Source organism: Dechloromonas denitrificans, assembly GCF_020510685.1.
In the GTDB taxonomy this organism is placed as follows: domain Bacteria; phylum Pseudomonadota; class Gammaproteobacteria; order Burkholderiales; family Rhodocyclaceae; genus Azonexus; species Azonexus denitrificans_A.
In genome coordinates, this window is record NZ_CP075185.1 from 2,592,654 (window position 1) to 2,617,303 (window position 24,650).

The window sequence follows — 24,650 nt, forward strand, 5'->3', positions numbered from 1 at the left end:
GATTGTGCCGGGAGCGGGAAATGATTTCCTTGATGCGAATCGCCATAGACGTACCGCGATTATGGGTATCGGCCGGAGATCACCGGCCGACGCTGTCGCGCAGATTTACCGTTCCTGCCGCAAGCCAGCGCTCGGCAGCGCACCGATTAGCGAATCCAGACAACGCCCGACCTGGCGCCAGAAAGACACCGACTCAGGAGGCAGAATGACTACCCGAACCGTCGCCAGCGCCGCCAGATCGACCCAGCCGCCGCGTTCGGCGACCCAGGCCTGTTCAGCTTCCAGTCCGCATTCCCGCGGCACGACATGTTCGGCCAGCCAATCCATCGGTTCGCGCAAACCGAGTCGCCCGGCCAGCACCAGCACCGTACTTCCCGCTTCCAGCAAAACCTGCCGCCGTTCGCCCTGCAGCAAGTCCATACTCATCGTCCGCCTGTCGTCCATTGCGCCATCTCCTGTCAAACTCCCGAGGGGCGGGAGGTGGACAGATCGTAGCCAGGGCGCCGGCGAGCAAACAGCCACAGAAAATGACTATCTGTAGCGTAGCAGTTGTCGTTTTCTTGAACTGTTCTGGTGTATTTTTCGGCAATCTATATCTGTCCGCCAGGCCATTCGCAGGAGAACATGGGCCATGGATCAACTACCCCTCTACCGCAGGCTGGCCGCCCATTACCGGGAGGCCATCGAAGCCGGCACCCTGGTTCAGGGCGACCGCTTCCCGTCGGTGCGTTCACTGATGGGCCGCCATGAAGTCAGCCTGTCCACAGCGCTGCAGCTCTGCCGCCAGCTGGAAAGCGATGGCTGGCTCGAAGCCCGCCCGCGCTCCGGCAATTTCGTCCGCCAGCCACGCCGCCTGGCCGTCCGCCCGCTGGCCGAACCGGTGCCGGGACAAGCCCTGGACCCGGCCCAGTACGTCGGCATCCATGCCCGCGTTTCGGAGTTCATCGCCCGCGGCCGGCAAAGCCCAGTCAAGGTCAATTTTTCCAGCGCACGCAGCGCCCCTTCGCTCTACCCCGGTGAGGCCCTGAAGAACGCCGCCACCCGCGCCTTGCGCCGTGACCCGGAGTTGCTGGTCCGGCCGGCGCCCAACCACGGCAATACCAATTTCCGCAGCCTGCTGGCCAAGCGCGCGATGGCCAACGGCATGCTGCTGGCGCCGGAGGATATCCTCGTCACCCAGGGATGCATCGAGGCCCTCAATCTGGCGCTTCGTGCCATCACCCAGCCGGGCGATATCGTCGCAGTCGAATCGCCGACTTTTTACGGTTTGCTGCAGGTGCTGGAAACCCTTGGCCTGCGCGCCTTGGAAATCCCGACCAGCCCGCTCAGCGGCATTTCCATTGAAGCGCTCGAACTGGCGATCCAGAGCGGCGAGCCGATCAAGGCCATGGTCGTCGTACCGCATCTGCAAAACCCGCTCGGCAGCATCATGCCGGACAGCCACAAGGCCCGCCTGGTCGACTTCTGTTCGACGTACGCCATCCCGCTGATAGAGGACGATACCTACAGCGCGCTGACCAACGATGATGCGCCGCTCAAGGCGCTGAAAGCCTGGGATCGCGACGGCAACGTCATCCACTGCGCCTCGCTGCACAAAATCCTCGCCCCGGGCCTGCGCCTCGGCTGGATGAACGCCGGCCGCTGGCAGTCGCGGGTCGAAATGCTGAAATATGCGCAAAGCCGCTACAACGAAGAACTGGCCCAGCTCGCGGCCACCGATTTCATGGCATCCAGCGCCTACGACCGTCATTTGCGTCGCCTGCGCGCCTGCCTGAAAGCCCAGCGGGCGCGGACGGCCGAAGCCATCGCCAGCTATTTCCCAGCCGGCACCCGACTTACCGACCCGGATGGCGGACTGGCCCTTTGGGTCGAGCTGCCGGACGGCCTGTCATCCCGCGCCCTGTTCGATGCGGCGCTGGCCGAGGGTATCTTCATCGCCCCGGGCCTGATGTTTTCAAATTCCAATCGCTTCGACGGTTTCATCCGCCTGAACTGCGGCGCTCCCTACACGCCAGCCATCGACTCAGCCCTGCAACGGCTTGGCGAACTGTGCCGCCAGCCGGCCGCCAATCGCTAACCGGCCCCCTCTCAGACGCGCCGAAAAACAAAACGGGAGCACGAAGCTCCCGTCTCTCCAACCAGCCGGCGCGGCAGATTACTGCAGCTCTTCCAGACGGATGCGCTTGACCTTGCCCTTCTGGGCCGCCAGCGCCTCAATCTTGGTAATCGCCGCATCGGCGGCGCTTTCCTTGCAAACGTGGGTGAGGATGATGATATCGGTCTCGCCCTCGCCTTCTTCCGGCTCGCGTTGCAGCATGGCGTCGATGGAAATACCCTGATCGGCCAGGATGCGCGTCACATCGGCCAGCACGCCCGGTTTGTCTTCGACGCGCAGGCGCAGGTAATAGCCGGTTTCGATCTCGCTCATCGGCAACACCGGCAGATCGGACATGGCATCCGGCTGGAAAGCCAGATGCGGCACGCGGTGCGCGGCATCGGCGGTAGCCAGACGGGTGACATCGACCAGATCGGCAATCACGGCAGAAGCGGTCGGCTCGGCACCGGCTCCCTTGCCGTAGTACATCGTGGCGCCGACCGCATCGCCCTTGACCAGCACGGCGTTCATGGCGCCTTCGACATTGGCGATCAGGCGCTTGCTTGGGATCAGGGTCGGATGGACGCGCAGTTCGATGCCATTGCTCCGGCGCTTGGCAATGCCGAGCAGCTTGATCCGGTAGCCGAGCTGTTCGGCATACTTGATGTCGGAGGCTTCGAGCTTGGTGATACCTTCGATGTAGGCCTTGTCGAACTGGACCGGAATGCCGAAGGCGATGGAGGCGATCAGCGTGGCCTTATGCGCCGCATCGACGCCTTCGATATCGAAGGTCGGATCGGCTTCGGCATAGCCCAGGCGCTGCGCTTCCTTGAGCACGGTGTCGAAGGACAGACCCTTGTCGCGCATTTCCGACAGGATGAAATTGGTCGTGCCATTGATGATGCCGGCCGCCCACTCGATACGGTTGGCGCTGAGGCCCTCGCGCAGCGCCTTGATGACCGGGATGCCGCCGGCAACGGCCGCTTCGAAAGCGACCATGACGCCCTTTTGCTGGGCGGCATTGAAGATTTCCGTACCATGTACGGCGAGCAGCGCCTTGTTGGCGGTCACCACATGCTTGCCATTGGCGATCGCCTGCATCACGACTTCCTTGGCCACACCATAGCCGCCGATCAGTTCGACAATGATGTCGATTTCCGGATCGTTGACCAGCGAGAAAGCATCGTCGGTAACGCGTGCTTCGCCACCCGTCACTTGCTTCGCCAGTTCGACATTCTTGTCGGCCACGGCCGTAATGCGAATCGGCCGGCCGGCGCGGCGGGCGATTTCGTCCGCATTGCGCTTCAGGACATTCCAGGTGCCACCGCCGACGGTGCCGATGCCGATAAGGCCAACATTAATGGGTTTCATGGTCTGACTTTACTTGGGTTGGTTAACTTGGGTGACTGCTTGCGTGTTGTGACGTTTGCGATAGTTCTCCAGGAAGCGCGCAATACGGCCGATCGCTTCCTTCAGGTCATCTTCATGCGGCAGGAAAACCAGCCGGAAATGATCCGGATGCGGCCAGTTGAAACCGGTCCCCTGGACCAGCAGAACCTTTTCTTCCTGCAGCAACTCGGTGATGAAGGCCTGGTCGTTCTTGATCGGGTAGATCTTCGGGTCCAGCTTCGGGAACATGTACAAGGTCGCCTTGGGCTTGACACAACTGACGCCCGGAATCGCCGTGATCAGATCGTAGGCGATATCACGCTGACGCCGCATCCGCCCACCGTCGCCGACCAGATCGTCAATGCTCTGATACCCGCCGAGCGCCGTCTGGATGCCGTGCTGCCCGGGCGCATTGGCGCACAGACGCATCGAGGCCAGCATGTCGAGGCCTTCGATGTAATCCTTGGCGTGACGCTTGTCGCCGGAAACCACCAGCCAGCCGGCACGGTAGCCGCAGGACCGGTAGTTCTTGGAAAGACCGTTGAAGGTAATGGTCAGCACGTCGTCGGACAAGGCCGCAATCGAGGTGTGCGTCACCCCATCGTAGAGCACCTTGTCGTACACCTCGTCGGCGTAGATGATCAGATGGTGCTGGCGGGCGATCTCGACGATCTCCTTCAGCAGATCATCCGGATACAGGGCGCCGGTCGGGTTGTTCGGGTTGATGATGACGATGGCCCGGGTTTTCGCCGTGATCTTGCTGCGGATGTCGTTCAGATCCGGATACCAGCCGTTCTCTTCATCGCACAGGTAATGCTTCGGCGTCCCGCCGGAAAGGCTGATCCCGGCCGTCCACAATGGATAGTCCGGTGCCGGCACCAGCACCTCGTCGCCGGCATCGAGCAAGGCATTCATCGCCATCACGATCAGTTCGGACACGCCGTTGCCAACGTAGATATCGTCGAGCGTCACACCCTTGATACCTTTTTCCTGGGTGTAGTGCATGATCGCCTTGCGCGCCGCGAAAATCCCTTTCGAATCCGTATAGCCGGCCGCATTCGGCAGGTTGCGAATGATGTCCTGCTGGATTTCTTCCGGCGAATCGAAACCGAACGCGGCCAGATTGCCGATGTTCAGCTTGATGATCTTGTGGCCCTCTTCCTCCATCTGTTTGGCCATCTGCAGCACGGGGCCGCGGATGTCGTAGCAGACGTTGGCGAGCTTGGCGGATTTCTTGACTTGTTTCATGAACGCTGTCCGATCGGGCCGTATCCAGCCGCCATCAGCCAGACTACTGCGCCCCAAAAGGTATAATCCTACTTTATCGCATGGTGCACCGCAATTTTGGCGGGCTTTTCAGGACAGTCGATCAGTGAAACTTCATCTTTCCAACACCGCCGGACTCAACATGTTCACCGCCTACGGCGACGACTATGTGGCGGTCAACCATGAAAAACATGAAAAAAACCTGATTCTCTTGCCGGAATCGATCATTCACGAATGGTCGACGGCAACCGTGCAAACGCTGACCGAAGCCGACATGCAGAAACTGCTGGAACTCGGCACCGAGATCGTCCTGCTCGGCACCGGCCAGCGCCTGCGCTTCCCGTCCGGCGCCCTGCTCCGACCTTTCGCGCCGGCCGGCATCGGCCTCGAAGTGATGGACCTGCGGGCCGCCTGCCGAACCTACAACATTCTCGCCGCCGAGGGCCGCAAGGTTGCCGCGGCCCTGCTCTTCGACTGATCAGTTGCGGCCGTAGGTATCTTCGAAGCGCACGATGTCGTCTTCGCCGAGATAACTGCCGGACTGCACCTCGATCATTTCGAGCGGAACGATCCCCGGATTTTCCAGACGGTGCCTGACACCAAGCGGAATGTAGGTCGACTGGTTTTCGCTCACCAGAAAGACTTCGTCGCCTTTGGTGACGCGCGCCGTGCCGCTGACGACGATCCAGTGCTCGGCCCGGTGGTGATGCATCTGCAGGGACAGTGCTGCGCCCGGCTTGACACCGATGCGCTTGACTTGGAAACGTGCCCCGGAATCGACCCCGTCATACCAGCCCCACGGCCGATAGACCTTGCGATGCCACTGGGCAATCGAACGCTTGTCCGCTTTCAACCGATCGACGATCTTCTTGACGTCCTGAGTCGCATCGTGATGCGCCACCAGTATCGCGTCATCGGTCTCGACCACGACCAGATTGCTGACCCCGACACACGCCACCAGGCGGCTTTCCGAAATCGCCAGCGTGTTGCGACAGCCTTCAAGCAGCACATCACCCCGCACCGAATTGCCCAAATCGCACTTCGGCAGCACTTTCCACAGCGCATCCCAGGCCCCGACATCCGACCATCCGGCCGACAGCGGAATCACCACGCCTTCCGGCAAGCCGGCCTGCTTCGTCGTGAGACGCTCCATCACGGCATAGTCGATTGAATCCGAGGGACAGTTTTCGAAGGTAACACGGTCGACCCGAATGAAGTCGCCATCCTCGCTACCCTTTTGCAAGGCATCCCGACAGGCTGTCAAAATATCCGGACGACATGATTCGAGCGCTTTAACCCAGGTTGACGCACGCATGACAAAAATGCCGCTATTCCATAGGAAATCGCCAGAATCGAGATAAGCCTGAGCCGTCTCATGGTCAGGCTTTTCAACGAAACGGGCCAGTTTGAATGCGCCGCTGTCGTCAGCCAGCGGGCTTCCCTGCTGGATGTAGCCATAGCCGGTTTCCGGACAGTCCGGCGTAATGCCGAATGTCACGGCCAGGCCTTTTTCGGCAAGCGCGACGGCCTTGAGCACCGTTTCCCGGAACAACGCGCCATCGAGAATTACATGATCGGCCGGCATCACGACCAGCACTGGATCGCCACCCTGTTGTTGCGCCCACAGCGCGGCCAGCGTCAACGCCGGGGCCGTATTGCGCCCGCACGGCTCAAGCAGTGCCTTCCCCTGTTTGCCGAGCACGCGCATCTGCTCGGCGACGACAAAGCGATGCTCCTCGTTGCAGACCAGCAGCGGATCGCCAAGGCCGGCAAGGCCATCCAGCCGAGCAACCGTCGCCTGCAACATCGACTGATCGCCAACCAGCGGCAACAACTGTTTGGGAAATTTTTCCCGGGAAAGCGGCCACAAACGCGTCCCTGATCCACCGGAAAGCACAACGGGGAGAATCTTGTTCATATACGTTTTCGCAAAAAAGCCTAATTATCTGTTATTCGCGGTTCAATCGGAATGACAGCCGGAAAGCAAGGAGCGTTTCCTGGATAAATATTCTGCTCAGTCGAGCTTTTTCAGATATTCCTTGGTGAATATCTTGTCAGGCAAGTCACGCAGCTTCATTTCGCTATATTCGAGAACCGACTTCTCGCCACTTCGCAAAGCGTCCTCCATTACCAGACGCGTCGGCCGGGATTTGCCGGCGAGCGTGCGGAAATCTTCATAACTGCACTTTTTCAGCAGGCGGTTCGACAGCGAATAGAACTCGGCCTTGAGCGGCCAAGCATTCTTCTGATTAACCCAATAAACAACTTTTTGATAGGTTACCGAACGATCGACTGCGGTCAGCTCCATCACCACGTAGTTTTCACCGTTAATCGTTTCGTGACGCAGCACCTTGGGATGGTAGTCGCCGGCAAAATTGGCCCGCGCCAAGTCACCATTCGCCACCTGCCCGGTCAGGCGCTGGGCCAGAGAAATGCGAACCGGTTGCGAAACCTCTGGCATGAATACCCAGAGGTCCCGCCCCTTCATCAGAATGATCTGGCCGCGTTCGGAAGCCGGCTCGGTAACCATGACCACTGTATTTTCGTTACCTTTTGACAGAACGCGATATTTGCGCAAATCGCTCTGGCTATCCGACTGCTTGGTATTGATTACAATATCGACCTGAAAACCCTCGGCCGGGAAGCGAACCAGGTCAGCCTTTTCCACTATACTGCGGGCATAAGCATCATCAGCCTGGTCTGCTCCGGGTTGCTGAGCCAAAGCTGTTACCGACGGGAGCGCCAACACAATGCCGGAAGTCAGAAGACAGGCCCACAAATTCAGCCGCTTGACGCTATTGCGTGACATAGACAATTCCTCGCACATGTTCATCAACGTGATCTCCATTGCATCCAGAACCGCATGAGCAGCGTCGTCCGGATCGAGCGCGTTTTCAAGGAGTATCTGCTCGGCGAGCAGATCGTACAGGCGCTCAATGATATAACACTGGCCATCGAGCCCGGTGTTTTCCTTGCCATTTCTGGCCCTTCCGGCAGTGGCAAAACGACGATGCTCAACCTGATCGGCTGCATCGACCGGCCAAGCAGCGGCAACATCTACATCAACGAAGAAAACGTTTCCCAGAAATCTGCCAACGAACTGGCCGATCTGCGTGCCCGCTCGATTGGTTTCATTTTCCAGACGTTCAATCTACTCCCTGTGCTCTCGGCTGCCGAAAACGTCGAATACCCTTTGCTGCGCCGAAAGGACGTGTCGCCGGAAGACCGCAAGCGGCGCGTCGATTATTTTCTCGACATTGTCGGCCTCAGCAAATACGCCAATAACCGCCCCAACCAGTTAAGCGGTGGTCAGCGCCAGCGTGTCGCCATCGCCCGCGCCCTCGTCGTGAAACCGGCCATCGTGCTAGCCGATGAACCCACCGCCAATTTGGACAAAGCAACGGGCATCGAGATCCTGAAACTGATGAAGAAAATCAACGAGCATCTCGGCACAACCTTCATTTTCTCAACCCACGACCAGAAGGTCATCGACCACGCCAACCGCCTGGTCAAGGTTGAAGACGGCACCATCAAAGCCTTTGGCATCCGCGGCCCCAAAAACAACTGGAATATCGCCCGCGTCCGCAATCTCTCCGATATCGCAGCAGAGAACATTCCCGAATAAACCACCACAGGATCACCGCCGTGCCTTCAATTCCGCAGCATCTCCCCCGCCTGACGCTTATAGCCGCGCTCTGTTTTAACTTTGGCGCCCATGCCGCCGACGATCGAGATTCGCTGTTTGGTGACGACATCCCCACGGCGCCATCGAAACCCGCCGCAGGCGGCTCCGGTATCAAAGGGTTCGTCCAGTTCGAACTCGCCCGCACCACAGCAACGCCGGACCACTGGTCGAAAATGCGTACGCGTGCCGACCTGAGCAGCCAAGGCAAGCTGGGCGACGGACTCAAATGGAAACTGGGCGCCCGCTTCGATTACGACGCAGTCTATGGCATCAATGACTTCTACAATTCCGACGTCGAGAAAAACCAGCGTTTCAACGCTACCCTACGGGAAAACTATCTCGACTACAGTGCCGGCAACTGGGATTTCCGCTTCGGCAAGCAAAACGTTGTCTGGGGTGAAATGGTCGGCATGTTCTTCGCTGACGTGGTCTCCGCCCGTGATTTGCGCGAATTCATCCTGCCCGACTTCGACCAGATGCGTATTCCGCAATGGGCTGCGCGAGCCGAATATTTCGCCGACGATTTCCATGCCGAACTTCTCTGGATTCCGGTAGCCAGCTACGACAACATCGGCAAACCCGGCGCCGAATTCTACCCATACCCGCTATCGAAGGACTTTTCCGCGCAATACAAACAGGAACTACGTCCTGAGCGTAATGCCGAAAACATGAACTATGGCCTGCGCCTGTCCACGCTCAAAAATGGCTGGGATATCTCAGGGTTCTACTACCGCAGCACCGATACCAACCCCACCTTCTATCGCGATATCGTCTTTGCTCCGACGCCGACCTTCGTCTTCCAGGCACGACACGATCGCATCCATCAATTCGGCAGCACGCTGGCCAAGGACTTCGGTGATGTCGTATTGAAGGCGGAGGCCGTCTATACGCGCGGCCGAAACTTTACGGTCCTCAACGCCATGGACTCCGACGGGGTAACCCCGCAGAACACGCTCGACTGGGCAGCCGGACTGGATTTCACACTCCCGGCAGATACCCGACTGAATGTTCAGTTATTCCAACGCCAGTTCTTCAACTTCAACGAGGACATCATCCCCGACCGGCGCGAGAACGGCTACAGCCTGCTGCTCAATAACAAATTCTTCAACAACTGGGAAGCTCAGGCGCTCTTCATATCGAGCACCAACCGCCCGGACTGGCTATTCCGCCCTCGCCTGACCTGGAGTTTCGAACGTAACTGGCGCCTCCTGGTCGGCGCCGACGTCTTCAAAGGCCCTCCCCTCGGCATGTTTGGGCGCTACGATCAACAAGATCGGGTGTATTCGGAAATCCGTTACAGCTTTTAATTGCACCTGATACATTTTTTCGTTGAGTGTCGGAGTTTTTTACACACCTCACTAACGAAACGAAGGAATACATAATAAATTTTTTAAAATCAAATGGTTATGCAATTGGCACGTATAGTGCTTACTTAACATCGTGACCGACCATCGCTAAATCGCAATCGGCTCCCAACTCTTGATGTGGAGAAATATGATGAAGAAAAACTTACTCGCAGTTCTCGTTGCCCTTGCTGGCTCAACTTCTGCCATGGCTGCGCCAGCTCTGCCTTGGACTGTAAATGAGTTGGCTGTAGATGCCGCAACCGGCACGAATACCGTCGCAACTCTTGCGACGATATTGCAGCGCCAAACGACGTTCTCAGTCAATAACATGTCTTTGGTGTACGAAGCCACCATTACTCAAGGCGCCTTCAATCAGTATGGCGTTGCAACCTTCACTGAAACCGGCCGTGTCCAGTTAAGCAATTACTACACAGGCTATGTTCCTGATGGCGTCACGCAAGGGACTGCTGTCTCTTCCGCTCTTGGCCAGGCATACAGCTTGTGGGCTACTTTCTCTGTGACCGGAACGGCAACGATTAATGGCAATCAGCTAAACGTCTCGGTAGCAAATGGTTCGCTTACCGCTTATGCCGATTTTGCACCCAATGGTGAGAATTTATCCCAACTCGACGCAGATGCCGTTTTGGGAACCGCTGCTAGCGTACTTTCGGGTGGTGCAGTGCTGACCAACTTGGGAAACAACGATGCCGGTAACGGTAGCTTCGAAGTCATCTGGAGCGACTTCGAGCGCTCTGCTGGCTTTGGTGCTTCTTTGTGGCCAGCTCCATCCCCCTTCCACATGAAGCTGGACATCAACTCTGACGTTGATGGGATTGCCGGTGCCTTCCTTCCGGGTGGCACCATTGCCGCGACCGGCGGCCAAGGAAATGCTTATTTTGCCGTTCCAGAGCCGTCTGCCATTGCCCTGCTCGGCTTGGGTTTAGTTGGCGTGGGATTCTCGTCACGCAAACGCAAATCGGTTTAAGTACACCACTGCTAAGCCCGTCCCCGAAAAAACCGCTCGTGAATACCGAGCGGTTTTTTTTATTTCAATTTATTGCATACGAAGCAGCCCAAAATCGCTCCGAACTAACACGTACGCGGCAGGTTTGTTGTGACAAGGGGAAAGCAGCGTCGCGACAGACCGAAGTAGCCAGAATGGATATTACTCGCGGGTTGGCTTGTTTCTGGGCGATTCAGACATCATTGACATTGGTGAATCGACCCGGTCGTTCGCAGCCGTCCAAGAATTGACCGCCCGCAAAACCACCTAAAGCACCGATTTGAAACCTTATCGAACCATCAAAGAAGATAACTCCTTTCGAACCGATCTTGAGTTTGGCTTCCCGGAAGTACCAATGCGACAAAAAAATGCGAATCCATCTTGCGAGTTCGCCGAAGCCAAATGCTCAAACCGCTTTGCCAATAAATTTGCCCCCTTGTCGATTGAAGCTTTTTGCGAAATTTTCCGCTTACCCTGAACATACCAACGAAAAATAACCGGAGTCATTTCAGGTTGAAGATAAAGCCCAAGGCGACTGGCAGTTAGCCACAATCGTTGCATCGCCATTCCTGCAAGAACATGATCCTCCAGACTGGTTTGAGCCCTCTTTGGCTTGATCAAAACATGGGCTGCACAAGCCAAGGCGGGCACAAAATCCAGTTGAATTCGCGGCGCTATCGTGCCGAACAAGAAACGATTGAAAAAATTGACACGCCCCCAACTTTGCATAACCCAACGCATCAATTTCGCAGTTAACGGATCAACTCCAACAGCCTGATCGGGAATGCGGTCAGCACTGAATCGAACCCCCCATTCGATAATATGACGATGAACCTTATAGGCCTCGGGACAAGTCAAGCGCAAATAAGCATTACGCCAAAGCAGTTTGGCAACGCCAAGGCGATCCTTGAATGATTCAAAAAAAACCAGGTAATAAGCGTCGCCCACCGCCTCACACAATGCTGCCCTTTGCTCGAAACCAAGAGGAGTCGTACGCATTGGGCGACGTTGAACACATCGAGACTCGATAAATTGGACCAGAACATCCTCGCTGATACCAGACGAACGAAGGCTTATGTCATAAACTGGTGCATTATCAGGTTGTCCGGCACGGATTACCCACTCGGCTGACATTCCAAAACGGCTGGCGGCCAGCCGCAGCGTTTCGAGCAATGCCCCATGCGCCATCTGACTGGCATGCCCGTCAAAATCGTAGATCACATCGTCGCGCGTGTCGTGACCATGAACGGCAATGTGATTGTCGGAGACTATCTCAAAGCGCCACGGCTGAGTATTGTCGCCACTAGGCGCCCAGCGCGCGAGATCAAGAATTTTTAACAGCACGTCCCGGCTCATTGCCCTCTCCTTTACTACAACCGACCTCAGTTCGACGAACGGCCGAGTTGCGCCTTGACCAACGCAATCATCAAACGCTGCAACGGGTTACGATGCCCCCAAGGCCGCCAGGTACGGACATAACGCATACGATAGGCGTCGAATTGCGAGCCCCAGGGCGCCAGCTTGACGCCTGATCGCCCCAACAGCAGTTTCAGGGTTTCTATGGCTGCCACACCAGCGCATAACTGGCAGGCGGCGATGCTTGACGGCCCCTTGCGCTCGGCAAGATTTACGCGCGACATATCCACGACATAGCCGCGTTGCAGCATGGCCGGCGACAACCCAACCAGGAACCGAATCGCCATCTCCATTTCATCGCCCCCCTCAAACCCGAAATAATCTTCGGCGGACATGCCTCCTGGCCCAAAAACAAGCAAGGCAGTGCCCATCCCAAGCGGGGCCGCAGTCACAACCGGAATGCCTTTCTTTTCACACGCGGCAAAGGTCATCCGCCGAGCATCAAAAGCAAAGAAATCAAGCCCATCGACGTAAACATCAACACCATCCAGAAATGCTTCAAGTGAGTCAGCTTGAATTCCTGCAGGAAACGTCGTTAGCTGAATTTCTGGGTTGATGTCTTGTGCCATTTCCACAAGAACGTCAATTTTTGGGCGCCCCAGGGTACTGACGTTGGCGCCAACCTGACGATTGAAATTGACAATATCAAAGACATCGAAATCGGCTATCGAGAACTGCCCCACTCCAAGCCTGGCCAAAGTCAAAAGATGGACGCCGCCAACCCCCCCCAACCCGCCGATAGCAACGCGCGCATCGCGCAAGCGCAACTGCTCGTTTTCGGTCACCCATCCGATATTTCTGGAGAATGCATCATGATAATTAAATGGAGACATAACAGTATCCGTCCGGCGCAAACTGCGTTTAAGATGATAGCCAGCACATTACAGCGAAGCACATCAAACCGCCAATGATTAGTCTGATGTCGGATATCCGGATAGCGACGCGCAATCTTCGTCGTAATACCAAACGCACTCTGGTAGCCGTATTGACCGTATCTGGCGGTGTTATCGCCTTCCTGCTCGCCGGCGGTTTCATTGACTGGACTCTGCTGAACATGCGAGAGGACACCATCCACTCGCAACTGGGGCACATCCAGATCGTCAGACCAAATTATTTCGAAAAGGGAATTGCCGACCCTTACCGCTTCCTGTTGCCATCGAACGCGCAGGAGCAGTCCATCGTTGCCACCACACCAGGCTTGCGGACGCTTAGTTCCCGACTGGCTTTCAGTGGACTTCTCAGCCTGGATGAAGGAACCGTCCCATTTATTGGAGAAGGAATTGATCCCGAACTTGAACGGCCAATCAGCAGCCGAATAAACATCATAGCCGGCCAGGATTTGAGAGACAGGAAAGAGCGTGCAATTCTCCTTGGTGAAGGGCTAGCCAAAAGCATCGGGGCAAAAACTGGGGATACAGTCGTTTTACTCGCCACGACAGCCAACGGCAGCGCCAATGCGGTTGAGGTCGTTGTCGCTGGCGTATTCTCGACATCGTCCAAAGAGTTTGATGACAACGCATTGCGTCTCCCATTGGATATCGCTCATAAGTTGATGCGAGTGGATGGTGCAACCTCGTGGGTCGTTTTACTTGACGATACCAGCAAGACCAAATCGGCTGTCGATTACCTTTCCGCATCCTTGCCACCGGGAAAATTCGAGATCGTACCCTGGGACAATCTGGCTGATTTCTATAACAAGACTGCTGTCCTGTTTTCTCGGCAGGTGGAGGTTGTCAAGCTGATCATCGGTCTTATTGTCATATTGACAATTTCAAACACACAAACAATGAGCGTCCTGGAGCGCACCACAGAGATTGGCACCAGCCTGGCAATAGGCTTACGCAATAGAGTGATATTGCAAATATTTCTACTGGAAGGAGTGCTGATTGGTCTCGCTGGCGGAATTCTTGGCATCGGTCTGGGATATCTTTTAGCAACATTGATATCGGCAGTCGGCATACCGATGCCAGCCCCCCCCGGGATGGCACACGGCTACACCGGTGAGATCCTGATAAGCATACCAATCGCACTTGATGCCATCGCTCTGGCACTGACGACCACCCTGCTCGCCAGTATCATGCCCGCCTGGCGAGCAAGCCGCATGAATATCGTTGATGCGCTGCGCTGCAACCAATAAATGTCCAACAGTCTTTTTTCACTCGCACTGAGAAACGTCATTCGCCAGCGAGCCCGCTCGATAGCGACGCTGATCGCAATCGCTATTGGCGTTGCCGGTCTGATACTTGCAGGAGGATTTGTACAGGACATTTTCATCCAGTTGGGTGAAGCGATCATCCATTCTCAAACGGGGCATATTCAGCTTACTCGACAAGGGTATAGCGACGGGAAAAATCGGGCGCCGGAAAAATACCTGATTGAAAATCCCGACACCTTGAAATCCGAGATTCGACAATCAGTCCCCCAAACCAAGCTGGCTATGGCCAGACTGGGGTTCAGTGGCGTACTTAACAATGGTAAGAGAGACCTTGGTATCGTTGGTGAAGGCATAGAACCGGATGCCGAAAGCACACTGGGAACCTACCTCCAGTTTATCGAAGGTCGAGCACTGACAAGTAACGACCAGGATGGAATCATCATCGGACAAGGTGTGGCAAGATCGCTTGGACTCAAAGTTGGTGACCGCATAAATCTGGTCATGACTTTGTCGCAAGGTGCTGTCAATACACTTGATTTTGAAGTGATCGGAGTATTTCAGAGTTTCTCTAAGGAGTTTGATGCGCGCGCCGTACGCATTCCACTCGAAGCCGCCAAGAGCCTGATGGATACGCCAGCCGCCCACCTTGTCGTGGTCACACTGGAGCACACAGAGGACACCGCTGCAGCAGTCAACGTCCTGAAACTGCGATTCTCGAAAAATGGCTTCAACGTAACCACATGGAAAGAACTATCTGATTTTTATGAAAAAACTGTCGAGCTATATGACCGACAGTTTGGCGTGCTGCGCCTGATAATCCTGATCATGGTCCTTCTCAGCGTTGTGAACAGCGTAAACATGACGCTTTTCGAACGAACTCGCGAATTCGGAACCATGCTTGCCGTAGGCAACAGATCGAGTACAGTTTTCAAGTTGATTATGCTTGAAAGCCTCTGCCTGGGCGTACTGGGTGCACTGATCGGTATGGCGTTTGGTTGCCTGGCAGCAATCGGAATTTCGGCAGTAGGCATTCCGATGCCACCGCCCCCCAACGCAAATCTGGGTTATACGGCGCTAATCCGCATCGTCCCGTCATCGGTACTGACCGCGGGAGCCATCGGATTTGTGGCCACCATGCTTGCCACCATCATGCCTGCGCAACGTGCGGCAAAACTCGAGATCGTGGAAGCGCTCCGGCACGGCATCTGATTGCCAATGTGAAATACTACGCAGGCAAGATCAAGGTTCCAAGGTATTCTCGGCCTGTTTCCGTTATGATTATGGCCTACGATTGTGCTCGGCGAGGTCGGCCTGCGACCTGTTTGAGGGAAAAACACCCATGATTCGTTCAACTATAAGATCCACCACCCAATGGCTGATGATTGCAGCTGGAGCGATCATTCTTACTGGCTGCGCCAGCAACCATCCGGCCGCGCCTGCCGTGGCTGCATCAGCTGACTACAGCTACAAGATTGGCCCCGGCGACAACCTCAACATCGTGGTCTGGCGCAATCCGGAACTATCAATGAACGTCCCTGTTCGCCCGGACGGTAAGATCTCCGCACCATTGATTGACGACCTCAACGCCATGGGCAAGGACTCGACCAGCCTGGCTCGGGATATCGAGAAGGAACTCAGCAAGTTCATTCGTGATCCCGTGGTTACCGTCATTGTTACCGGCTTTGTCGGCCCTTACAGCGAGCAGATTCGGGTAATTGGCCAAGCTGCCAAACCCCAGATTCTTGCCTACAAGCAAAAAATGACGCTGCTTGACGTCATGATCGCCGTTGGCGGGATCACCGATTTTGCAGATGGCAACGGCGCAACGATTCTTCGTACCGCCGAGAACAATGTTCAATACAGTGTTCGCCTGAAGGATCTGGTCAAGCGTGGTGACGTTTCTGCGAACGTCGAAATGAAACCGGGTGATGTCCTCATCATCCCGCAAAGCTGGTTCTGATCACACATTTCTCAACGCACACCACGCCTGCTCAAGCCGGCGTGGTCGCAAGCTTGGATTCCTAGATGGAAGATATTCTCCGCCAGGCCTTGGTCGTCCTTCGTGCAACCTGGAAGCATCGCCGACTCGGGATGCTGGTTGCTTGGGTGGTTGGGGCCATTGCTGCCGGCGTCATACTACGCATACCTGACAGATATGAAGCGTCGGCAAGAATCTTTGTCGATACCCAGTCGATTCTCAAGCCGCTCATGTCTGGACTTGCGATCCAGCCCAACGTTGAACAGCAAGTCATGATGTTGAGTCGTACATTGATCAGCCGACCCAATGTCGAGAAGCTGATCCGTATGGCGGATGTAGATTTGAACACCAAAGGGAAGACTCAGCAGGAAGCATTAATTGAAGGCCTGATGAAAACCCTGAAAATTCAGAGCATCGGACGTGACAATCTCTATACGCTGTCATATCAAGATACCGATCCAGCCAAAGCGCAACGTGTCGTTCAGGCACTGGTATCGATTTTCGTTGAATCTAGCCTCGGTGATAAACGACTAGATTCCGACTCCGCTCGTAAGTTTATTGACGAGCAGATTCACAACTATGAAAAAAAGCTCCAGGAAGCCGAAAACCGTCTTAAAGACTTCAAACTCCGCAACGTTGAACTACAAGTCGGCGATGGAAAAACCAGTGCGGATCGTCTTTCAGAGATATCAATGGTACTCAATAGCTCTCGTCTGGCCTTGAGAGAAGCTGAAAATTCGCGCGATGCGATGCGTCGCCAGATTGTTGGCGAAGAACCCGTGCTATTGCCGGAATCGCCGGGAGCCGACTCGGGTATCTCGTTACCGGAAATAGACGGACGAATCGACACCCAAAAGCGCAATCTTGACACACTCATGCAACGCTATACTGACCAGCACCCGGATGTTGTCGGTACGCGTCGCCTGATCAAGGATCTTGAAGAACAGAAGCGCCAGGAATTAGTGGCACGCAAAAAATTCGCTGCGGCTAATCCGGGATCGTCGGTCAGTAACAACCCGGTCTATCAACAATTGAAGATTGCTCTGGCCGAATCGGAAGCAAATGTTGCTTCACTGCGAGCCCGTGTCTCCGAATACGAATCACGCTACAAACGAATCACTGATATTTTGCGGACGCAGCCACAGCTTGAGGCGGAATTCACACAACTCAACCGCGACTACGACATCAACAAGAAAAACTACGAGCAACTGGTCAGTCGACGCGAGTCAGCTGAACTGACAGGGGACCTTGATGCAGCTGGCTCAGTGGCGGATTTCCGTCTGATCGACCCACCGCGTGCCTCATCCACCCCAGCCGCCCCCAATCGTCTTATCCTGCTCCCGGCAGGCCTCCTGCTGGCCCTTGCCGCCGGTCTCTTTACCGCCTTTGCAGCCAGTCAGATTCGCCCAGTATTTTTTGAAGGAAAATCATTGCGCGACGTAACCGGCCTTCCGCTACTTGGTACGGTGTCGCTAATCCCCAACGAATCCCGGCGCCTCAAGGAGCGCGCCAGCCTACGGCGCTTCCTGATCGCCACAGCGGGGCTGGTTGTCGCCTATGGCGCAGGCATTGCCGCCCTGACCTTCTTTACTCAACGTGCTGCCTGAGGTTAATCGATGAGTCTGATTGAACAAGCAGCCAAGCGCCTCGAACAACTTCGCCAGGCCGGCGTCGAACTACCGGAAGATCAAACCGCTCGTTCTCCAGCAGCCAAAGCCACGGTTGCCGTAAATGCGCCTGATCCTTACACCGTAGATATCTCTCAGGCACCACGCGCCGGGTCTGATACATCACCACAGGAAAAACAGGCTGTTAGCAGAGCCCCGTCGCCCCCTAGCAAAAGGGTGGAATTGAATCTCGAATCGATTTCGGCATCCGGTCTATTGGTTCCTCAGGCATCACGCAGCCAGTTGGCTGACGAATATCGCGTCATCAAGCGGCCATTGATCGCCAATGCGATGGGCAAAGGAAGTACGCCTATCGAGAATGGCAACCTGATTATGGTGACCAGCGCGTTACCAGGCGAAGGAAAGAGCTTTACTGCCATCAATCTGGCGATCAGCATCGCCATGGAGCTCGATAACACCGTGATGCTCGTCGACGCCGATGTTTCACGCCCCTCCGTACTCAATATGCTGGGCTTGCCGCCGGCGCCGGGGCTGCTTGATGTCGTAAGCAGGAATTCAGTCGACATTTCCGGGGTGTTGCTGCGGACCAATATCGAAAAGCTGTCAATCCTGCCCAGCGGAACCCAGCATCCGCGCGCCACTGAGCTGCTTGCCAGTGATGCGATGGTGCGATTGCTCGATGACATGTCCAGTCGCTACAGCGACCGCATCATTATTTTTGACTCACCACCGCTCCTGCTGACCACGGAGTCCCGAGCTTTGGCCGCGCACATGGGACAGATAATCATAGTCGTCAATGCCGAAAGCACTGCCCAGGCTGCCGTCAAGCAGGCAATCGCTGCGATTGACGCGTGCCCGGTGAAAATGATGCTCCTCAATCAGGCCAGACAGGCATCCACCGATGGATATGGCTACGGGTATGGCTACGGATACGGACATGAAAACTGAACTTCCGTTCCCCCGCGCACTTTCTGGCGTACTGTTGTTATGTCTTAGTGCGACCACGCTTGCACAGCAAGATATTGCTGGCGTAAGCAATACAAGCCTATCTGCGCCTGGAGTCGATGGCTCTCCTGCGACCGAGGGCCGCGCCTGGACAATCACACCGCGCGTTGCGCTAACCGAAACGCTGACCGACAACGTCAATATCAACCGGACGGGTAACGGCAAACAAAGTGACCTGATCTCCGAATTAGCTCCAGGCATTCGCATTGAGTCCAGGACTGCTCGCCTCAAGGGCTACTTCGACTATTCGCTGCATGGTCAATTCTACGCCCAGACGGATTACAGTCGGACGCAGAATGCCTTGAATACCTTTGGCACATTCGAAGCTGTCGACAACTGGCTGTTTCTCGATTTCAGCGGCATTATCGCCCAGCAATCCATTTCGGCGTTTGGCGCTCAATCCCCCAGCAGTGGCAGCATCAACAACAACAGTACCGAAACCGCAAGCTATCGTCTGTCCCCCTATATTCGCGGGCAACTCGGGGGAACTGTAGACTACTCGCTACGCCATAACCTATCGACTACACAGTCGGATTCGGCCAACGCTAACGACATTGACATATCGCAATGGGTAGGGCAATTACGAGGCAACACATCGTTCCAGAGTTTATCGTGGACCATTGACGGCAGTCAGCAGACCACCGAATACAGCCGAGGTGGAAAAACCGAAGCGGAAACGCTCAGGGGATTCTTCACATACAGCCTTTTACCGCAATTTCGCGTTTCCCTAAGCGCAGGCAGGGAATCCAACAACTACGCCTCGCTCGACCAGGAAAGTACCAACACGCGCGGCTATGGCTTCGACTGGAACCCGACAGAACGGACACAAATTTCTGCTTTCAAGGAAAAACGTTTCTTCGGTGATGGACACAACCTTCGCTTCAATCATCGATTTCCGATGAGTAGTATCAGCTTTACCGATACGCGAGATGTTTCTGTACTGCCAAACCAGTTTTCAACTGTCGGCTTAGGTAATGTATATGACCTGTATTTTGAGCAATTTGCCAGCCTGATTCCCGACCCGGTTACCCGGGCAAAATTTGTCAACACCTTGCTGGCGCAAACCGGAATGAACCCAAACACCCAAGTTACCGGCGGGTTCCTGTCTTCGCGCGCCACCGTACAACGGAGTCAGCAACTAGCCCTCGCTCTGTTTGGTGTTCGCAACTCAATTACCCTATTGGTAAACCGGAACGAAAATCAGTCCATGCTGGCTTCCAATACCCTCAGCGACGATTTCTCCCACAGCAATGTTGTTCGTCAACGCGGACTCAGCCTAAACTTTTCGCATCGTCTCAGCGAAATATCCAATCTGAACATCCTTGCATCACGCCAAGAAAGCACCGGCAGCGGAGCCGCCACGACCAAAGCCACGACAACCACCTACCAAGTAAATGTTTCGACCAAGCTAGGTGCGAAAACCACGGGCTCAATGAGCGCCCGCCGTTCCGAATTTGACAGTACCGCTAACCCCTATACGGAAAACGCCCTCATCGGAACCGTTTCCTTCATTTATTGAGCGCATGTACGAAGCATTCTATGGCTTGACTAGCAAGCCCTTCCAGCTGAACCCAGACCCCTCCTTTTATTTCGGAAGCAAACAGCATCGTCGTGCTGCTGCCTACTTGGAATACGGCATGCATCAAAACGAGGGATTTATTGTCATTACTGGCGAAGTTGGCGCTGGAAAGACAACTATCGTCCGCGGCATGCTCGACAGCCTTGATCAGGAAAAGGTGGTCGCAGCCCATCTGGTCAGCACGCAACTCGATGCCGACGACACTTTGCGACTGGTTGGTGCGGCTTTCGGGCTACGCACCAAGGATGTTTCGAAGGCCGATGTTCTGATGTCGCTGGAAGCCTTCCTGATCAGCGCGACCGGTAAAGGCAAGCGTTGCCTGCTCATTGTCGACGAAGCGCAGAACCTTACCGCACGGGCCGTTGAAGAACTGCGCATGCTGTCAAATTTTCAGTTTGGCAACCACGCCCTGCTGCAAAGCTTCCTGATCGGCCAACCCGAATTCCGGCAGATCTTGCAAAGCCCGCACATGATGCAGTTTCGGCAACGCGTCATCGCCGCCTGCCATATTGGACCGCTTGATGTCGAAGAGACCCGTGCCTATATCGAGCACCGGTTGAAATGTGCCGGCTCGACCGGCGTGCCAATCATCCGTCCGGCGGCATTTGAAGCTATCTTCAAGGCCAGCAGCGGCATTCCGCGGCGAATCAATTCCGTTTGCGATCGTCTGATGCTATTCGGCTATCTGAGTGGCAAAACGGAATTCGACGAACCGGATGTCGAAGAAGTCGCTCGCGAGATACATGAAGAAACAATGGGGAGCACCACGCAGGTCGGTGCCGGACTTTCTCCGGCAGTTCCTTCTCCCTATACCCAGTCGAATACCGCCGGTACCGGAATTGATGGAGGATTCTCCGGTGACCCTGTCGCGCTGCTCGCCAGCCTCAATGTCCAGCAGTTTGGCGAACGACTGGGACGCCTGGAGCGAAGTCTGCTCCAACTTGAGAAAATCAACAGCACAACGCTCTGTCTGCTTCAGCAACTGGTAAGCAATGGTAGCCAAATAGCCCAGCCCGCCATCGAAAGCGAAAAAACAAATGCCTAAACTCTGGCCCAGCAACCTCGGCCCGGTCATCTGCGTGGTCGGTGCCCGCCCGAATTTCATGAAGATGGCCCCCATCCTGCGTGCCTTTGCGGCACATCAGCCAGCCATCCCGACCTTGCTCCTGCATACCGGGCAGCATTACGACCGGGACATGAACGATAAACTGTTCGAGGATTTGCGTCTGCCGCACCCCGACATCAACCTGGAAGTCGGCTCCGGCTCGCATGCCGTGCAGACCGCCGAAGTGATGCGGCGCTTCGAACCAGTGCTCGATGAGAAAAAGCCGTCCTGCGTTCTCGTTGTCGGGGATGTCAACTCGACCCTCGCCTGCACCCTTGTCGCAGTCAAGAAAGGTATCCCCGTCGTACACGTCGAAGCGGGGCTGCGCAGTTACGATCGCGCCATGCCCGAGGAAATCAATCGTGTCCTCACCGACCAGATCGCCGATCTGCTGTACACCACGGAACGCAGTGCCGCCGACAATCTGGCCCGCGAAGGGATCGCTGCCGAGCGCGTGCGTTTTGTCGGCAATGTGATGATCGACTCGCTGCTCTGCAACCGCGAATTTGCCCGATCGCCGGTTGACAGTATCCGCGCGGTAAATGGTGATCCTTCGCTGATTTCCGGTCAGGACGGTTATGGCGTGGTCACCATGCATCGCCCCTCCAACGTCGACCATGCCGATGTTCTCGCCTCCCTTCTCGGCGTATTGCGGGAAATTTCCAATTCGATTCCGCTGGTTTTTGCTCTCCATCCACGCACCAAGGGCAATATCGAGCGCTTTGGGCTGGCGCATTTGATCGATACGCCGCGCATGATCATGCTGCCGCCGCAGGGTTATCTTGAAATGCTCGGCCTGATGGCCGGGGCGCGGATCGTATTGACCGACTCGGGCGGCCTGCAGGAAGAAACCACGGCGCTGGGCGTCCCTTGTCTTACCATGCGCGAGAATACCGAGCGCCCGATCACCGTCGACCAAGGCACTAACACCATGGTTGGCCGGGACATCGATGCCATTCGTCACCATGCGGCGGAAACGCTGGCTGGTCGCGGCAAGAGCGGTCGGGTTCCGGAACTGTGGGACGGCCACACCGCCGAGCGCATCGCCGCTGACTTGGCCAGCTGGCTTCTCGCCCGCCCCCCCGGTCCGGCCAACTGAATCATCTCGCGCCCATGACCGCTCAGCCCACCATCAACGCACTTACCATTGATGTCGAAGACTACTTCCAGGTTTCGGCATTCGCACCACATATCCCGCGTAGCGAATGGCCCATTCGCGAATGCCGCGTCGAACGTAATGTCGACTGCATCCTGGCGATGCTGGATGAGCACAATACCAAGGCCACCTTCTTCACGCTGGGTTGGATAGCCGAGCGCTACCCGGAACTGGTCAGGCGGATCGTTGCCGGTGGCCATGAAATCGCCAGCCACGGCTACGGACACGAACGAGCCAGCGACCAGACGCCCGAAGGATTTTTCTCTGACATTCAGGTTGCCAAGCTGATCCTTGAAGATCTTGCCGGACATGAAGTGAAAGGCTACCGCGCCCCAAGCTTCTCCATCGGTGAAAAGAATCTCTGGGCCTTCGAGTGTTTGGAACGCGCCGGCTATCACTACAGTTCCAGCATCTATCCGATCAAGCATGACCATTATGGAATGCCCAATGCCCCGCGCCATGCGCACAAGGTAGGCGAGCTGCTTGAGATTCCTGCCACCACCTTGCGTTTTTTCAACCGCAACTGGCCGGCCAGCGGCGGCGGATATTTCCGACTGATGCCTTATGGCCTGTCACGCTGGATGATTCAGCGCGTCAACACGGTAGACAAACTCTCGGCGGTCTTTTATTTCCACCCTTGGGAAATCGACGCCGGACAACCGCGTATTCCGGGCATTGGTGCCAAAACCCGCTTTCGTCACTACGTCAATATCCATCGCATGGAGCATCGCCTCAATCGTCTGCTGGCCGACTTCTCCTGGGGCCGAATGGACGAACTCTTTCTAGCCGAGGCCTGAAACACCATGATCATCAAGCAGTTGGCCCCTTCTGACGAAGGGAATGCAAGACGCTGGGACGAATTTGTCTTTGCCTGCCCGGAAGCCAGCTTCTTTCACCGATCTGCCTGGCAAGGCATCTTGCGCGACGTATTTCGCCACCCGACCTATTTCCTTTATGCCGAGCAAGCCGGCGAGATCCAGGGCGTGCTGCCCATGGCCCACGTCAAAAGCCTGCTCTTCGGCAATGCGCTGATTGCCATGCCCTTTGCCGTATACGGCGGGATTGCCGCGAACAATCAGGATGCCGCTCAGGCACTGGAGGATGAAGCGCAACGGTTGGCAAAAACACTGGATGTCGAACACCTCGAATTTCGCAATGTCGCGCCACGCCATTCCGACTGGCCAACGCAGGATCTATACGTCACTTTCCGCAAGGAAATCCTGCCTGACGTCGAAGCCAACATGCTGGCCATTCCGCGCAAGCAGCGCGCCATGGTCCGCAAAGGCATCAAGAATGATCTGGTCAGTACGGTAGATCGCAACGCAGACCGATTTTTCAAGCTCTTTGCCGACAACGTACATCGCCACGGTACGCCGGCCATGCCCAAGCGTTATTTCGACACCCTCCTCAAGGTTTTCGGCAACGATTGCGAAGTACTGACCGTCACCGCGCCCGACGGCCAATTGCTGAGCAGCGTGCTCTCCTTCTATTTCCGCGACGAAGTGCTGCCCTACTACGCCGGCGATGATGAAAGCGCCCGCCATTTGGCCGCCAACGACTTCAAGTATTGGGAACTGATGCGCCGCTCCTGTGAGCGCGGTATCAAGCTCTTCGATTACGGCCGCAGCAAGACCGGCACCGGGCCTTATGCTTTCAAGAAAAACTGGGGCTTCGAGCCGCAGCCGCTGCATTACGAATACTGCCTCTACAAGCGTGACGGCATCCCCCAGAACAACCCCAACAACGCCAAATACAAGCTGTTCATCGAAGCCTGGCGGCGTATGCCGATCGGACTCGCCAACTGGCTTGGGCCGCACATCGTTCGCAACCTGGGCTGAGTCGCT

Annotated in this window: 22 protein-coding genes; 15 read left to right on the top strand and 7 right to left on the bottom strand. The window is 56.0% G+C overall.

From position 1 onward, the window contains the following. Nucleotides 1-105 precede the first annotated feature (105 nt). A complete protein-coding gene (locus tag KI611_RS12405) occupies nucleotides 106-444 on the bottom strand; it encodes a hypothetical protein (RefSeq protein WP_226415762.1) in 339 nt (112 codons plus the stop codon). Nucleotides 445-631: 187 nt separating this feature from the next. Between KI611_RS12405 and KI611_RS12410 the strand changes: the two genes are divergently transcribed. Next, nucleotides 632-2,077: a PLP-dependent aminotransferase family protein gene (locus KI611_RS12410; RefSeq protein WP_226415764.1), complete on the top strand. Its 1,446-nt coding sequence runs from the start codon at nucleotides 632-634 to the stop codon at nucleotides 2,075-2,077. Between the two features lie 78 nt (nucleotides 2,078-2,155). Here the strand turns inward: KI611_RS12410 and KI611_RS12415 are convergent, their stop codons facing one another. Together KI611_RS12415 and KI611_RS12420 are read right to left on the bottom strand one after the other, a co-directional pair. After that, a complete protein-coding gene (locus KI611_RS12415; protein WP_226415766.1) occupies nucleotides 2,156-3,466 on the bottom strand; it encodes a homoserine dehydrogenase in 1,311 nt (436 codons plus the stop codon). Between the two features lie 9 nt (nucleotides 3,467-3,475). After that, the gene (locus KI611_RS12420) at nucleotides 3,476-4,732 is read right to left on the bottom strand and encodes a pyridoxal phosphate-dependent aminotransferase (protein WP_226415768.1); all 1,257 of its coding nucleotides are present in this window, start codon (nucleotides 4,730-4,732) and stop codon (nucleotides 3,476-3,478) included. 124 nt (nucleotides 4,733-4,856) lie between these two features. Between KI611_RS12420 and KI611_RS12425 the strand changes: the two genes are divergently transcribed. Beyond that, nucleotides 4,857-5,228, top strand: coding sequence for an Mth938-like domain-containing protein (locus KI611_RS12425; protein WP_226415770.1), 372 nt, complete (start codon nucleotides 4,857-4,859; stop codon nucleotides 5,226-5,228). Here the strand turns inward: KI611_RS12425 and KI611_RS12430 are convergent, their stop codons facing one another. Both KI611_RS12430 and KI611_RS12435 read right to left on the bottom strand, forming a co-directional pair. Further along, nucleotides 5,229-6,668 (bottom strand): mannose-1-phosphate guanylyltransferase/mannose-6-phosphate isomerase, encoded by a 1,440-nt coding sequence (locus KI611_RS12430; protein WP_226415772.1) that lies wholly within the window; start codon nucleotides 6,666-6,668, stop codon nucleotides 5,229-5,231. A 96-nt stretch (nucleotides 6,669-6,764) separates the two neighbouring features. Then, nucleotides 6,765-7,559, bottom strand: coding sequence for an outer membrane lipoprotein-sorting protein (locus KI611_RS12435; RefSeq protein ID WP_226415774.1), 795 nt, complete (start codon nucleotides 7,557-7,559; stop codon nucleotides 6,765-6,767). A gap of 54 nt (nucleotides 7,560-7,613) precedes the next feature. On the opposite strand from KI611_RS12435, the gene KI611_RS12440 reads away from it, so the two are divergent. The 3 genes from KI611_RS12440 to pepA all read left to right on the top strand — a co-directional run bounded on the left by KI611_RS12440 (nucleotide 7,614) and on the right by pepA (nucleotide 10,766). Then, nucleotides 7,614-8,375, top strand: a complete 762-nt coding sequence (locus KI611_RS12440) for an ABC transporter ATP-binding protein (protein WP_226415777.1) — start codon at nucleotides 7,614-7,616, stop codon at nucleotides 8,373-8,375. A 20-nt stretch (nucleotides 8,376-8,395) separates the two neighbouring features. After that, nucleotides 8,396-9,742, top strand: coding sequence for a DUF1302 family protein (locus tag KI611_RS12445; RefSeq protein WP_226415779.1), 1,347 nt, complete (start codon nucleotides 8,396-8,398; stop codon nucleotides 9,740-9,742). Between the two features lie 187 nt (nucleotides 9,743-9,929). Next, complete coding sequence (pepA, locus tag KI611_RS12450; protein ID WP_226415781.1) at nucleotides 9,930-10,766, top strand: flocculation-associated PEP-CTERM protein PepA; 837 nt, start codon at nucleotides 9,930-9,932, stop codon at nucleotides 10,764-10,766. 306 nt (nucleotides 10,767-11,072) lie between these two features. Here pepA and KI611_RS12455 read toward each other — a convergent pair whose 3' ends face one another. Then, on the bottom strand, nucleotides 11,073-12,140 hold the full coding sequence (locus KI611_RS12455) for a nitroreductase family protein (protein WP_226415783.1): 1,068 nt from the start codon (nucleotides 12,138-12,140) through the stop codon (nucleotides 11,073-11,075). Nucleotides 12,141-12,166: 26 nt separating this feature from the next. Beyond that, complete coding sequence (locus KI611_RS12460; protein WP_226415786.1) at nucleotides 12,167-13,033, bottom strand: ThiF family adenylyltransferase; 867 nt, start codon at nucleotides 13,031-13,033, stop codon at nucleotides 12,167-12,169. A gap of 74 nt (nucleotides 13,034-13,107) precedes the next feature. Here KI611_RS12460 and KI611_RS12465 point away from each other — a divergent pair, with 74 nt between their 5' ends. The 10 genes from KI611_RS12465 to KI611_RS12510 all read left to right on the top strand — a co-directional run bounded on the left by KI611_RS12465 (nucleotide 13,108) and on the right by KI611_RS12510 (nucleotide 24,644). Beyond that, a complete protein-coding gene (locus KI611_RS12465) occupies nucleotides 13,108-14,337 on the top strand; it encodes an ABC transporter permease (protein ID WP_226415788.1) in 1,230 nt (409 codons plus the stop codon). Then, nucleotides 14,338-15,564 (top strand): ABC transporter permease, encoded by a 1,227-nt coding sequence (locus tag KI611_RS12470; protein WP_226415802.1) that lies wholly within the window; start codon nucleotides 14,338-14,340, stop codon nucleotides 15,562-15,564. It begins immediately after the preceding gene. Nucleotides 15,565-15,694: 130 nt separating this feature from the next. After that, nucleotides 15,695-16,315, top strand: coding sequence for an XrtA/PEP-CTERM system exopolysaccharide export protein (locus KI611_RS12475; protein ID WP_226415814.1), 621 nt, complete (start codon nucleotides 15,695-15,697; stop codon nucleotides 16,313-16,315). 65 nt (nucleotides 16,316-16,380) lie between these two features. Then, complete coding sequence (locus KI611_RS12480) at nucleotides 16,381-17,940, top strand: XrtA system polysaccharide chain length determinant (protein ID WP_226415816.1); 1,560 nt, start codon at nucleotides 16,381-16,383, stop codon at nucleotides 17,938-17,940. Between the two features lie 9 nt (nucleotides 17,941-17,949). Further along, complete coding sequence (locus KI611_RS12485; protein WP_226415818.1) at nucleotides 17,950-18,909, top strand: XrtA-associated tyrosine autokinase; 960 nt, start codon at nucleotides 17,950-17,952, stop codon at nucleotides 18,907-18,909. Continuing rightward, nucleotides 18,899-20,485 (top strand): TIGR03016 family PEP-CTERM system-associated outer membrane protein, encoded by a 1,587-nt coding sequence (locus KI611_RS12490; RefSeq protein ID WP_226415821.1) that lies wholly within the window; start codon nucleotides 18,899-18,901, stop codon nucleotides 20,483-20,485. Before KI611_RS12485 ends, KI611_RS12490 begins: the two co-directional genes overlap by 11 nt. Nucleotides 20,486-20,489: 4 nt before the next feature. Next, complete coding sequence (locus KI611_RS12495; RefSeq protein WP_226415823.1) at nucleotides 20,490-21,590, top strand: XrtA/PEP-CTERM system-associated ATPase; 1,101 nt, start codon at nucleotides 20,490-20,492, stop codon at nucleotides 21,588-21,590. Continuing rightward, the gene (wecB, locus tag KI611_RS12500) at nucleotides 21,583-22,749 is read left to right on the top strand and encodes a non-hydrolyzing UDP-N-acetylglucosamine 2-epimerase (RefSeq protein WP_226415825.1); all 1,167 of its coding nucleotides are present in this window, start codon (nucleotides 21,583-21,585) and stop codon (nucleotides 22,747-22,749) included. The genes KI611_RS12495 and wecB overlap by 8 nt, the downstream gene beginning before the upstream one ends. A 14-nt stretch (nucleotides 22,750-22,763) precedes the next feature. After that, nucleotides 22,764-23,603 (top strand): XrtA system polysaccharide deacetylase, encoded by an 840-nt coding sequence (locus KI611_RS12505; RefSeq protein ID WP_226415827.1) that lies wholly within the window; start codon nucleotides 22,764-22,766, stop codon nucleotides 23,601-23,603. Nucleotides 23,604-23,609: 6 nt separating this feature from the next. Further along, complete coding sequence (locus KI611_RS12510; RefSeq protein WP_226415830.1) at nucleotides 23,610-24,644, top strand: FemAB family XrtA/PEP-CTERM system-associated protein; 1,035 nt, start codon at nucleotides 23,610-23,612, stop codon at nucleotides 24,642-24,644. The last annotated feature ends 6 nt before the right edge of the window (nucleotides 24,645-24,650 follow it).